The organism is Mycolicibacterium sphagni, assembly GCF_002250655.1.
GTDB lineage: Bacteria > Actinomycetota > Actinomycetes > Mycobacteriales > Mycobacteriaceae > Mycobacterium > Mycobacterium sphagni.
In genome coordinates, this window is sequence record NZ_NOZR01000031.1 from 39,078 (window position 1) to 51,140 (window position 12,063).

The following is a 12,063-nucleotide window of genomic DNA, read 5'->3' on the forward strand; positions in this document are numbered from 1 at the left end:
TCAGTTCTCGAAAGACGAGAACAGGTCAGCCCTTTCGCGGCGGGCGCGCTCCAATTCGGCCAGCGCGGCGTCACGCTGCAGCACCTGTTGGTCCCATTCGTCGGCGGGCAACCCGCGCTCGATCGACGTAGCTACGCGCTCGACGAGTTCCGGTGTCCACGGATCGTGTTGTCCCCGTTCGGCGCCCATGCGCTGGTAGGCCGGACCCATCACCTCGGCATGGCGCCGGATTCCGCCGCGCGTGTTGAGCTGCGCGGTGGCGAACGGCCCGATGACCGCCCACCGCCGACCAAGACCGTGGCTGACTACCCGGTCGAGATCTGGGGCGCTGATCACGCCGTCGCGCACCAAACAGTACGCCTCACGAAGCAACGCCCCCTGTAGTCGGTTGAAGACGAAACCCTCGGGCTCACCGTTGACGAGCACCGGCGTCATACCGATCTCCGCCAACACCTCCTGCGCCCGGTCGACGACAGCCTTGTCGGAAAAGGGCGCGGGCACGACCTCCGCGATGGGCAACAGGTAGGGAGGATTTCCTGGATGAACCACTAGACAGCGCGCACGACCGGGGAGGCCCTCGGCCCAGCGGGAGCACGCAATCATCGAGGTCGAGCTGGCCAGGATAGCCGTCGCCGGGGTCAATGCATCGAGCTGCGTGAAGATCTCCCGCTTGACCGGCAGTGACTCGACAACGCATTCCTGCACCCAGTGACGACCGGAAACCGCTTCTGCGAGCGTCGCCGCGGGCTCGACCCTACTCGCGACCGTCGCCACGTCCTCGGTCAGCAAACCAGCAGCACTGAGTTCGCCGAGACGATCGGAAACCTTGGCAGGCAACTCATCCAGAGTTTCCGGCTTCACGTCGCAGACGGTAACGGTCCAACCAGCGCGCGCGAAGACAACCGCCCACGCTGTGCCGATACTGCCGGCACCGATGACCGCAGCCGACCTTGGCGACGATGCGCGCTCAGGCACCGGCGGAGCTCTTACGCAGATGTGCGCGCCACGTCGTGGCCCACCGGTCCGCATCATCCAGGCCGGACGGGTCAAGCTGGGCCACCACTTGACGGTGCGGGGCGGTCCGGACCGTCTCAGGATCCCGCCGTCCCTCTTCGAGCACCGCGGCCAGCACGTCGATCCAATAGTCGATGTCCTCGATCGACCAGCCCTCCCCCGCCTCCGGGGTGAACGGCTCTGGGACGATCCACGGCTCGTGGCTGAACCACATCTCGTCGATGCCGTAGTCCGCCATCCGGTTTGCAACATCGGCGACGGTGATACCGGTCTGCTCGGTGTAGTCGCCGAGGCTGTAGCGGGTCATCTCCATACGGTGGGCAACCAGGTGAGGAAAGGCCTTCGTGACACCGGGAATCGCCAGCAGGCGGGTCTCCATATAGTTGTTGGCCAGTACCGAGATGTCCGCCGCCTCACGGATGCCATCGCCGCCCATCGCGAGTACCCACGAATACGCCTTGACGACCTGGTTGAGATTTCCCAGGAACTCCCGGACGCGGCCGACACCTCCGGGGTTCTCACGTCTGACATACCCGTCATCGGTCCGGTCGATCAGTGGTCCCGGCAGGAACCGTTCGAGCTCGGCGCTGCATCCATAGGCGCCCACTGCCGGTCCACCACCACCCTTGGGTACACCGAACGTCTTGTGCAGCATGAACATACAGGCATCGAATCCGAGTTCACGCGCGCGCAACCTGCTCATGACGCCGTTGAAGTTGGCATGATCGTAGAAGCACAACCCGCCTGCTTCGTGCACCAGATCGACCCACTGCTTGATATGCGGGTTGTAAATGCCCATGTCGTCAGGATTGTTGACCATCAACGCGGCCGTGCGGTCACTCAGTACCGAACGCAGTGCCTCGACAGCGGGGTAACCCTCGTCTTCGAGAGGCAATGTGACGACATCGAATCCGGCAGCCGAGGCGGTGGCCGGGTTGCACGGATGCGCCTGCGCAGTGGTGATGATCTCGCGACGACGGCCCAGTTCGCCGCGATCGGCGAAGTAGGCCCGGGTGACCGCGGTATGCAGATACGCTGCTCCTGCCCCGCCGCCGGCCTGGAACACGAAACGGTCCATCCCGGACAGTTCACGCAGGGCAAGGTCCAATCGATGGACGATCTCCAGTAGCCCCTGCACGGTGCTGTCATCCTGATGCGGGTGCACGTCGGCCAGAGTCGCGAGCGCCGCGAATCGTTCGTTGACGCGGGGGTTGTATTTCATCGTGCATGTGCCGAACAGACTGATGCCGACCATGCCCATGGTCTCCTGCGACAAATGCAGATAGTGACGCAATACGTCGGGCTCGGCGATCTCAGGAAGTGCCGGTGGCACCGAACGCCGCAGTGCGGTAGGGACTTCAGGCGCGACTGCGTGTTCGATCGGCTGGGGCGGAACGACACCGCGACGGCCGGGCCCGCCCATTTCCATGATGAGCGGCTCGTCCCACACCGGAGCGTGGTAGTTGCGCAGCCTGGTGCTGATGTCGGTCATGCAAGTGCCTCCTTCAGGCCGGCTACCAACGCGTGGATGTCTTCCGCGGTGTGCACCTCGGTGACGCAATACAGTGCGGACTGGCCAAGTTCGGGAAAGTCGGTGGAGAGGTCCTTGCCACCGAAGATGTCGGCCGAACGCAGAGCCGCGTTGATCTCAGTGACAGTGCGGCCCGTATCGGAGAAGTCCACGACGAACTCCTTGAAGAATCCTCGCCAGCGCACCCGCACACCGGGAACCTGCGCGATCCGGTCGGCGGCCCACGCGCTGTTCGCACTGATCGTGGTACCGATCTCAGCGAATCCCTGCGGCCCCATCAGCGCCATGTAGACCGCATTGACCACGGCCCACAGATACACCGAGTTCCCAGTCCAGTCGTTGCCGTCTTCGCGTGACCCATAGGAAGTCTGGTGGAACAACGTCATTCCGAAGCTGCGCTCACCCGGTCGCCGCGTAGCCGCCAGGCTGGACTGCAGTGTCGGGTACTGGCGGGCGTAGCGTTCGTCGTCCCGGGTGGCGATGAACCCTCCAATTCCACCCCCTGCGTGCATGTGCACGCCAAGCGGCTGTGTGGTGCCGACAATGATGTCAGCGCCGTAGGTGGACGGCGCCGCCAGCAGCCCGAGCGAAATGGGGTCAACCCCGACGATCGTCTCAGCGCCGGCCGCTCGGGCGAGACCCGCGATCTCACCGGCGTCGGCCTCGAGCATGCCGAGGAAGTTGGGGTTCTCTATATAGACGGCAGCCGTCGCGGGCCCGATCGCCGCAGCGATTGCGTCCAAGTCGGCCCGCCCCGTAGCAGGGTCATAGCCGACAGTGCGCAAAGTCAACGACCGTTCCATCTCGGCAGGGCCGCACAGCGTGCGCAATACAGCCAACCGTTCGGGGTCCATCGGCCCGGCGACCACGACCTCCCCTCGCCCCGTCATCCGCGCGGCCATCCTGGCTGCGTAGCCGGCCGCGGCACCCCAGCTGTACACAGGCAGCCCGACGAACTCCATTCCCACCAACTCGCCCAGCTGGGACGCGTACTCAAACCACGCCTGGTTGCGGCCGACGTCCGATGACGGTGTGCCCCACACGTTGGTGAGAAACTCACTGCGGCCAGCGATCTCGTCGCACACCGCCGGGACATGGTGCTGCCACAGACCAGCGCCAAGAAAGTTGATGACGTCAGAGATGGACCGATTACGACTCAGCAGGCCACGCATCAGCCGATCAAGCGTGGCTTCGGAACGAATGCCGGGCGGCAGGCCAAGCGGTCGCGAGATCCGATGGTCCGGAGGAATCTGTTCGAACAGTTCCTCGACGTCATCGACACCGACGGCAGCAAGCATCAACGCGCGAGCTGTCGGTGTCGAGTTCGGCATGTAGGGATGGGCCATGACATTCCTTCCGCACTACTCAGGAGACGATCCGCAATACCGTGCTGTGACCGCGGGCGACGTGGACGCGCTGGTAGCCGCTGAGCGGTTGTTCGGCGCTCGAGTCGCCGACGTCCACGCGCAACACCGGCGGGGCCAGCGTCGCGATCTTGCCGCGCGCGGCCAGTACCACGACGTTGTCGTGCCCGACCGCTGCCAGGACAGCAGGAGTGAGTTGTTGGTTCCCGCGGCCGAGCAGGTAGCCCTGGCCCCCGACGACGCCGAGGATGAGGGTGGAATGCCGTTGCTCACGCAGGAGATCGATCAGTTCGGACTCACCGAGGTCAGCACCGATGAGGGCACGGTCGACAACGGCGTCGACACCCAGCGTTGTATGAGCGATTCCCAGTGCGGCCGATACCAACCCCACCGTGGTTCCCGGGCCGAGTAGATACAGTCGTCCACGTTCCATACCGCCCGCGATGTCGCTCGCGAGCCCGACCAACTCGGCGGTGTCATCGCGACGCCGCGCGACGGACTTGGCTGCCTGCAGGCTCCCTTCGACAGCGGGCACCTGCAGGGTGGCGAACAACTGTGTCGCTCCGTCGGCGCAGTCGACGACCTCGGCGGTGCGCAGCCCGATCAGGTCGGGATCGGCGAGGTAGCGTGCCGCGACGTCAGCCGCCGCCTCGGGAGACGTGGCGAATGCCGACGAATGCATCTTGACGCCCGACGGAACACCAAGTGTCGCAATCGAGTGTGCCCCCAGGGAGGCGGCCGCGTCGCGGAGCGTGCCATCGCCACCGACGAGCATCAGCAGATCGACCGAATGCTCGGCTAGAGCCGCCACCGCTTTCCGGGTATCAGCGGGGGTCGTGTCGCCGGCCGGGTGATGGACGACCTCGTGGGGTATGTCGAGTTCGTCCAGCACCGCGGCACCCATTTCCCCGCCCGCAGTCAGCACGTCGAAGCGTGGCGATCCCGCTCGGTCACGCAATCTGGACATCGCGCGGGCAGCGCGAAGGCAGGTCACCGGCTTGGCTCCGCGCGCCCGGGCCTTGGCGATCTCGTCGCCGTCCGTCCCGTGCAGACCCACTCTGCCGCCCATGCCGGCGATCGGGTTGATCACGATACCGAGCCGACGAGCCGTCATGACGCCAGATTAAGCGCTGCGGTCACGTCGTCGACTGCTTGCCGGGCACCTTCGACCATGCTGTCGATCTCTGCCTCGGTGACGACGAACGGTGGAGAGAATGCGATCGAATCAGCATTGGGCAGAGCGCGGCTGATGATGCCCAGTTCGCGCATCCGCGCAACCACCGGCGTCGAGAAGCTGCCGATGGGGTCGAACGGGGTCAGCGGGCTGGTGCTCGACGCGAACTCGACTGCGCCCAGCAGTCCGAAGCCGCGCACCTCGGCCACCATTGGATGTCCGGCGAAGACGGCGCGCAGTCTCCCGTTGAGGTAATCGCCCCGCGACTTGGCCTGCTGAGTCAATCCGTCCCGCTCGATGATGCTGAGATTCGCCAGCGCTGCGGCAGCGGCAAGAGGATGGGCCGAGTAAGTGTAGCCGTGCTGGAAGACGCCGTACGTGTCCGAGCCGGAACGCAGTACGTCCCAAACCTTCTCGGACACAATGCAGGCTGACAACGGCATGTATGCCGATGTGATTCCTTTTGCCACGGTCATCATGTCGGGCTCGATATCGAAGGTGTTCGAACCGAACGCATTTCCGGTGCGCCCGAATCCACACACCACCTCGTCGGCGATCAACAGCACGTCGTAACGACGCAAGACTTCCTGAATGGCGGGGAAATAGCCGGCCGGTGGGACGATCACACCACCGGCGGCCTGAATGGGCTCGGCGATGAACGCCGCCACGGTCTCGGGGCCCTCGGCCAGGATCGTCTGTTCCAGATCGTCGGCCAGCGCAGCGACGAACTCTTCGTCGCTCAAGCCACTTGCGTTCTCCCACAACCGGTGTGGTGCACGGACGTGTTTGACCATTGGCAACGGAAGATCGAAAGCCTTGTGCATTCCCGGCAATCCGCACAAGCTGGCTGACATCACGGTAACGCCGTGGTAGCCACGTGAACGGGCGATGATCTTCTTCTTCTGTGGCCGGCCGAGGACGTTGTTGTAGTACCAGACCATCTTGACCTGAGAGTCGTTAGCATCCGATCCACTGTTTCCGAAGAAGACCTTCGACATCGGACCGGGCGCCATGGTGACGAGCCGTTCGGCCAGCTCGGCAACGGGCTCGTTCCCCATGGAAGCGAAAGTGTGGTAGTAAGCCAGCTTTTCGGCTTGCCGTCGTAGCACCTCGGCCATCTCGATGTTGCCGTACCCGATATTGACGCACCAAAGACCAGCCATCGCGTCGAGATACGAGCGCCCTTGCGTGTCGACGATCGTCGACCCGCTGCCGGTCACCATCGTCAACGGGCCGGTTTTCTCATGCGTCCGCGTGTTGGTGAACGGGTGAAAGAAGAACTTCCGGTCGATGTCCTCGATCGCCATTGACAACCCTCTCACTGATCGCTCGGCTCATATCGGTCGACAGCACACGAAGCGAGACCCCGAGACTCTAGCATTTTCGAACGCTTAGCGTACAGTTGGGCGCATTACGGCCAATTGGGAGGTGTCATGCGTTCGAGGTTCGATCCGTCCAGACTCCACGACCCTGCGTTACTCCGAACCGACCTCTTCATCGGTGGCGAGTGGATGCCGGGCGAGGCGGACCGGCGCACCGGGGTGACCGACCCGGCAACGGGCGCGGTGATCGCAGACGTCACGCAAGCCGAGGCGTCCGACATTCGTCACGCGATCGAGGCGGCCCACATCGCTTCGGCCGCATGGGCCGGGACCACCGCACTCGACCGCGCGCGCATCCTTCGTCGCTGGTATGAGCTCATCGTCGAGAATGCCGACGACCTGGCAGCAATACTCACCGCCGAGCAGGGCAAGCCGCTAGCTGAGGCGCGAGGCGAAATTCTCTACGGCGCAGGCTTTGTCGAGTGGTTCGCCGAGGAGAGCAAGCGGCTCTACGGCGAAGTCATCCCCACCAACAACAGCGCCCGCCGGCTGATGACCATCCGCCAACCGATCGGTGTCGCCGCCGCGATCACACCCTGGAATTTCCCGTCGGCGATGATCCTGCGAAAAGCCGGCCCTGCCTTGGCCGCCGGATGTCCGATTATCGTCAAACCGGCTGAGGAGACCCCGTTGTCAGCCACCGCCCTGGCCGAACTGGCCAGTCGCGCAGGGGTGCCCGCCGGAGTGCTGTCGGTGGTGCTCGGCGATCCTGAGATGATCGGAGACCTGCTCACCTCAGATCCCAGGGTGCGAGCGCTGAGCTTCACCGGCTCGACTGCCGTCGGAAAGTTGCTGATGAGCAAGAGCTCTCGGACGGTCAAGAAGATCGCACTTGAACTCGGGGGAAACGCGCCGCTGATCGTGTTCGACGACGCGGATCTCGACACCGCCGTCGCCGGTGCGATGGCGTCCAAGTTCCGCAACTCCGGTCAGACGTGTGTCTGCGCGAATCGATTGTTCGTGCAGAGCGGGATCCACGACGCCTTCGTAACTCGCCTGCAATCGGCGATCGACGACTTGGTGGTTGGCAACGGCTTCGACGAAACGTCCATGCAGGGGCCGCTGATCTCTGAGTCCGCCGTAGAAAAGGTTCAGCGACATGTCGACGAAGCGGTCGACGGCGGCGCCACCGTCGTGACTGGCGGCGCACGACATTCGATCGGAGGGACGTTCTTCGAGCCGACGTTGCTCACCGGAGTCACCAACGACATGCTGGTCGCCAGGGAAGAGACGTTCGGTCCCTTGGCTGCCGTCATCCCCTTCGAAGACGAGGCAGACGCGGTGCGGATGGCCAACGACACCGAATTCGGTTTGGCGGCCTATTTCTTCACCCGCGACCTCGGCCGTGCCTGGCGTGTCGGCGAAGCACTCGAGTTCGGCGTCGTCGGTGTGAACACCGGCTTGATCTCCTACGAAGGAGCTCCGTTCGGCGGGGTCAAGCAATCTGGCCTAGGCAGAGAGGGGTCTCGGCACGGGCTGGACGAGTTCACCGAGCTCAAGTATCTCTGCATCGACGTCGACGGCTGAGCCGCACCTCGACCCCGGGCTTGGACAGAATCCGGACCGGCGGTTCCTTATCACCCGTTGAGCGGCCGAATGTCAGTGGTTGTTGCCTGGGATCGCGGTTGGCGCCGGCGTCGCCTTCACCGTCGGCGAGAAGCTGTTTGGGCCGCCGACTGTAGCCTTTTCCGTCGGCGACGGCGTCGCCACACTGGTGCTGGCGGGCGTCGTGGTCGTGGTCGTCGTGCTCGTCGGCGCTTCTTTTTCGCTATTGCTGCACGCGGTCGAAAGACCGATCACTCCGGCAGTCAGCGCGATGGCAGCCACAACGGACCGGGGGCGAATTCTGTTCATTTACGGATCCTCTCGTATGAGACCTAGCCCGCACCGCCCCGGCCGGAGCGGATACTAGGCGGATTTGTCGCGACGCTCGGGGCGAGCGGGCTTGCGCGGGACGATCGTCGGCAGGACGTTGTCCTGGACGGTCTCCCTGGTCACCACGACCTTGGCGACGTCGTCGCGGCTGGGGATGTCATACATCACCGGCAGCAGGACTTCTTCCATGATCGCGCGCAGACCGCGGGCACCGGTGCCGCGGTGGATGGCCTGGTCGGCGATGGCGTCCAGAGCTTCTTCGTCGAACTCCAACTCCACGCCGTCCATCTCGAACAGCCGGGTGTACTGCTTGACCAGAGCGTTCTTCGGCTTGGACAGGATCTGAACCAGCGATTCCTTGTCCAGGTTGGTCACCGAGGCCACCACCGGCAGACGGCCGATGAACTCGGGGATCAGACCGAACTTGATCAGATCTTCGGGCATCACCTCGGCGAAGTGGTCCTGGGTGTCGATCTCGGCCTTGGACTTCACCTCGGCGCCGAACCCCAGGCCGCGCTTGCCCACGCGGTCGGAGACGATCTTCTCCAGCCCGGCGAACGCACCCGCCACGATGAACAGCACGTTCGTGGTGTCGATCTGGATGAACTCCTGATGCGGGTGCTTGCGGCCGCCCTGCGGCGGGACCGACGCCTGGGTGCCTTCGAGGATCTTCAGCAGCGCCTGCTGCACGCCTTCACCAGAGACGTCGCGCGTGATCGACGGGTTCTCGCTCTTGCGGGCGATCTTGTCGACCTCGTCGATGTAGATGATGCCGGTCTCGGCGCGCTTCACGTCGTAGTCGGCGGCCTGGATCAGCTTGAGCAGAATGTTCTCGACGTCCTCGCCGACGTACCCGGCTTCGGTCAGGGCGGTGGCATCCGCGATGGCGAACGGAACGTTGAGCATCTTGGCCAGCGTCTGCGCCAGGTAGGTCTTACCGCAGCCGGTCGGGCCGAGCATCAAGATGTTGGACTTGGCCAGCTCCACCGGCTCCGAGCGCGAGTCGCGGTGCTTCTCCTGCGCCTGGATTCGCTTGTAGTGGTTGTAGACCGCGACGGCCAAGGTGCGCTTGGCGGTGTCCTGACCGATGACGTAGCTCTCCAGGAACTCCCGGATCTCGGCAGGCTTGGGGAGTTCATCGAGTTTGACGTCGTCGGCGTCTGCCAACTCCTCTTCGATGATCTCGTTGCACAGGTCGATGCACTCGTCGCAGATGTAGACGCCCGGACCCGCGATGAGCTTCTTCACCTGCTTCTGACTCTTACCGCAGAACGAGCACTTCAGCAGGTCACCGCCGTCTCCGATACGCGCCATGGTGGTGGGGTCCTACTTTCTTCGCCGGATCTTCGATATTGCCAATACGTTCAGCGCTGGGCTCTATCCCGACGCTACCCGCTTGCTCTGCCACGGTGCGACAGATAAAGGCGAATCGCGTCAGTGGTATTCGTGCGTGTGGTGAACATATCTCCTGATGCGCCCCACGTCGCCTCGGAACGCCAGCTGTGTTTTTGGCGTGTCGCCGTCGTGACCGAACCGAGAGGCGTGAGCTGCGCCGAACGTAGAGTTGGGTCGTGGTGTTCGCCGTTCCCCACGATACCGTGCTGATTTCCGATGGCGGCCTGGCCACTGAGCTGGAAGCCCGCGGACACGACCTCTCGGACGACCTGTGGTCGGCCCGGTTGCTCGTCGACTCCCCCGACGAGATCGTGGCCGTTCACGAGGCTTTTTATCGGGCCGGCGCTGACATCGCGACCTCCGCCAGCTACCAGGCGTCCTTCGACGGTTTCGCGGCACGCGGAATCGCTCGCAGCGAAGCCGAGCATCTACTCATCCGCAGTGTCGAATTGGCGCGGACGGCCCGCGACAACGTCGGCGCCGGTGGCTGGGTTGCGGCGTCGGTGGGGCCCTACGGCGCGGCGCTGGCCAACGGCGAGGAGTACCGGGGCCGCTACGGGCTCAGCGTGGCCCAGCTGGCCGCCTGGCATCGCCGGCGGCTGGAGGTGCTGGTCGGCGCGCAGCCCGACGTGCTGGCACTGGAGACCGTGCCCGATGTGGACGAGGCCGAGGCGCTGGTGGGCCTGGTGCGCGAGTTGGGCATGCCGGCGTGGCTGAGCTACACCATCGCCGGCGGGCACACCCGCGCCGGGCAGAGCTTGGCCGACGCGTTCGCGGTGGCCGCCGGCATCCCGGAGATCGTCGCCGTCGGCGTCAACTGCAGCGCACCGGCCGACGTGCTCGGTGCCGTCGAGGTGGCGCGACAAGTCAGTGGCAAGCCCGTGATCGTCTACCCGAACAGCGGCGAGGAATGGGACGGTCTGCGGCGCACCTGGGTGGGCGCCGGCCAATTCGACGCGAACGCCGCGACCCAGTGGGCCGCGGCGGGCGCGAACATCATTGGTGGATGCTGCCGGGTGGGCCCGGCAGACATCGCTGAAATCAGGCGTTCTGGGCCGAGAGCTTCCGGTACTCCAGCACGGTATCGATGATCCCGTACTCCTTGGCCGCCTCAGCGGTGAGGATCTTGTCCCGGTCGGTGTCCTTGCGGACGACGGCGGGATCCTTGCCGGTGTGGCGGGCCAGCGTCTCCTCCATGAGGGTCCGCATCCGCTCGATCTCGGCGGCCTGGATCTCCAGGTCGGAGAATTGACCCTGGATGACGCCACCCAGCGACGGCTGATGAATGAGGATGCGGGCGTTCGGCAGCGCCAGACGCTTGCCCGGCGTACCGGCGGCCAGCAGCACCGCAGCGGCCGAGGCGGCCTGACCGAGGCACACCGTCTGGATGTCGGCACGCACGTACTGCATGGTGTCGTAGATCGCCATCAGCGAGGTGAACGAGCCACCCGGTGAGTTGATGTACATGGTGATGTCGCGGTCAGGATCCAGCGACTCCAGCACCAGCAGCTGCGCCATGATGTCGTTGGCCGAGGCGTCGTCCACCTGCACGCCGAGGAAGATGATGCGTTCCTCGAACAGCTTGTTGTAGGGGTTGGACTCCTTCACGCCCCAGCTGGAGTGCTCGACGAACGAGGGCAGGATGTAGCGCGCCTGCGGTGCGAGCCGCGGATCAGGGCCATCAGGCATGTGATTAAGCATTGGACACTCCGTTGAAGTGGGCGCGGGTGATGATGTGGTCAACGAAGCCGTACTCCAGGGCTTCCTGAGCGGTGAACCAGCGGTCGCGGTCGGAGTCGGCTTCGATGCGCTCGATCGTCTGGCCGGTGAACTCGGCGTTGAGCCGGAACATTTCCTTCTTGATGAGCGCGAACTGCTCGGCCTGGATGGCGATGTCGGCCGCACCGCCGGTGATGCCACCGAGCGGCTGGTGCATCAGGATGCGGGCGTGCGGCAGCGCGTAGCGCTTGCCCTTGGCCCCGGCGGCGAGCAGGAACTCGCCCATCGAGGCGGCCATGCCCATGGCGTAGGTCGCGACATCGCACGGCACGAGCACCATGGTGTCGAAGATGGCCATGCCGGCGCTGATGGAGCCGCCGGGCGAGTTGATGTACAGCGAGATGTCTTTGGTCGGGTCCTCGGCGGCGAGCAGCAGGATCTGCGCGCACAGCCGGTTGGCGATGTCGTCATCAACCTGGGAGCCCAGGAAGATGATGCGCTCGGCGAGCAACCGCTCATATACCGAGTCGGAGAGATTCAGCCCTGGCATGCCTGAACGCATATCAGTCACGACTTGATACCTGCTTTCTACGGACTTCGTTCTACCCG

11 protein-coding genes are annotated in these 12,063 nt (G+C 64.6%); 2 read left to right on the plus strand and 9 right to left on the minus strand.

Annotated features, from left to right (window positions below):
* From CG716_RS26220 to CG716_RS26240, 5 genes are read right to left on the minus strand one after another with little or no spacing between them, the layout of a single operon-like run.
* A complete protein-coding gene (locus CG716_RS26220; RefSeq protein ID WP_308210403.1) occupies window positions 1-1,032 on the minus strand; it encodes a 3-hydroxyacyl-CoA dehydrogenase in 1,032 nt (343 codons plus the stop codon).
* Window positions 968-2,506, minus strand: a complete 1,539-nt coding sequence (gcvPB, locus tag CG716_RS26225; protein ID WP_234818043.1) for an aminomethyl-transferring glycine dehydrogenase subunit GcvPB — start codon at window positions 2,504-2,506, stop codon at window positions 968-970. Before gcvPB ends, CG716_RS26220 begins: the two co-directional genes overlap by 65 nt.
* Window positions 2,503-3,891, minus strand: coding sequence for an aminomethyl-transferring glycine dehydrogenase subunit GcvPA (gene gcvPA, locus CG716_RS26230; protein ID WP_207760785.1), 1,389 nt, complete (start codon window positions 3,889-3,891; stop codon window positions 2,503-2,505). Before gcvPA ends, gcvPB begins: the two co-directional genes overlap by 4 nt.
* 19 nt (window positions 3,892-3,910) lie before the next feature.
* On the minus strand, window positions 3,911-5,023 hold the full coding sequence (locus CG716_RS26235) for an ATP-NAD kinase family protein (protein WP_094484067.1): 1,113 nt from the start codon (window positions 5,021-5,023) through the stop codon (window positions 3,911-3,913).
* Window positions 5,020-6,390: an aminotransferase gene (locus tag CG716_RS26240; protein ID WP_207760786.1), complete on the minus strand. Its 1,371-nt coding sequence runs from the start codon at window positions 6,388-6,390 to the stop codon at window positions 5,020-5,022. The genes CG716_RS26235 and CG716_RS26240 overlap by 4 nt, the downstream gene beginning before the upstream one ends.
* 126 nt (window positions 6,391-6,516) lie before the next feature.
* On the opposite strand from CG716_RS26240, the gene CG716_RS26245 reads away from it, so the two are divergent.
* Complete coding sequence (locus CG716_RS26245; RefSeq protein WP_094484091.1) at window positions 6,517-7,992, plus strand: NAD-dependent succinate-semialdehyde dehydrogenase; 1,476 nt, start codon at window positions 6,517-6,519, stop codon at window positions 7,990-7,992.
* Between the two features lie 72 nt (window positions 7,993-8,064).
* Here the strand turns inward: CG716_RS26245 and CG716_RS26250 are convergent, their stop codons facing one another.
* Both CG716_RS26250 and clpX read right to left on the minus strand, forming a co-directional pair.
* Window positions 8,065-8,319 (minus strand): hypothetical protein, encoded by a 255-nt coding sequence (locus tag CG716_RS26250; RefSeq protein WP_094484069.1) that lies wholly within the window; start codon window positions 8,317-8,319, stop codon window positions 8,065-8,067.
* Window positions 8,320-8,373: 54 nt separating this feature from the next.
* Window positions 8,374-9,654, minus strand: a complete 1,281-nt coding sequence (gene clpX, locus CG716_RS26255) for an ATP-dependent Clp protease ATP-binding subunit ClpX (protein ID WP_094484070.1) — start codon at window positions 9,652-9,654, stop codon at window positions 8,374-8,376.
* Window positions 9,655-9,941: 287 nt separating this feature from the next.
* On the opposite strand from clpX, the gene mmuM reads away from it, so the two are divergent.
* Window positions 9,942-10,826: a homocysteine S-methyltransferase gene (gene mmuM / locus CG716_RS26260; protein WP_234818045.1), complete on the plus strand. Its 885-nt coding sequence runs from the start codon at window positions 9,942-9,944 to the stop codon at window positions 10,824-10,826.
* Here mmuM and CG716_RS26265 read toward each other — a convergent pair.
* On the minus strand, window positions 10,777-11,424 hold the full coding sequence (locus CG716_RS26265; protein WP_094484072.1) for an ATP-dependent Clp protease proteolytic subunit: 648 nt from the start codon (window positions 11,422-11,424) through the stop codon (window positions 10,777-10,779). The genes mmuM and CG716_RS26265 overlap by 50 nt on opposite strands.
* 4 nt (window positions 11,425-11,428) lie before the next feature.
* Entirely contained in the window at window positions 11,429-12,016 is a 588-nt protein-coding gene (locus CG716_RS26270) for an ATP-dependent Clp protease proteolytic subunit (protein ID WP_207760788.1), read from the minus strand.
* Window positions 12,017-12,063: the final 47 nt, after the last annotated feature.

Coding starts and splice junctions, on each gene's coding strand:
- CG716_RS26220 (WP_308210403.1), bottom strand. CDS start 1,032: ATGATGCGGACCGGTGGGCCACGACGTGGCGCGCACATCTGCGTAAGA.
- gcvPB (WP_234818043.1), bottom strand. CDS start 2,506: ATGACCGACATCAGCACCAGGCTGCGCAACTACCACGCTCCGGTGTGG.
- gcvPA (WP_207760785.1), bottom strand. CDS start 3,891: ATGGCCCATCCCTACATGCCGAACTCGACACCGACAGCTCGCGCGTTG.
- CG716_RS26235 (WP_094484067.1), bottom strand. CDS start 5,023: ATGACGGCTCGTCGGCTCGGTATCGTGATCAACCCGATCGCCGGCATG.
- CG716_RS26240 (WP_207760786.1), bottom strand. CDS start 6,390: ATGGCGATCGAGGACATCGACCGGAAGTTCTTCTTTCACCCGTTCACC.
- CG716_RS26245 (WP_094484091.1), top strand. CDS start 6,517: ATGCGTTCGAGGTTCGATCCGTCCAGACTCCACGACCCTGCGTTACTC.
- CG716_RS26250 (WP_094484069.1), bottom strand. CDS start 8,319: ATGAACAGAATTCGCCCCCGGTCCGTTGTGGCTGCCATCGCGCTGACT.
- clpX (WP_094484070.1), bottom strand. CDS start 9,654: ATGGCGCGTATCGGAGACGGCGGTGACCTGCTGAAGTGCTCGTTCTGC.
- CG716_RS26265 (WP_094484072.1), bottom strand. CDS start 11,424: ATGCCTGATGGCCCTGATCCGCGGCTCGCACCGCAGGCGCGCTACATC.
- CG716_RS26270 (WP_207760788.1), bottom strand. CDS start 12,016: ATGCGTTCAGGCATGCCAGGGCTGAATCTCTCCGACTCGGTATATGAG.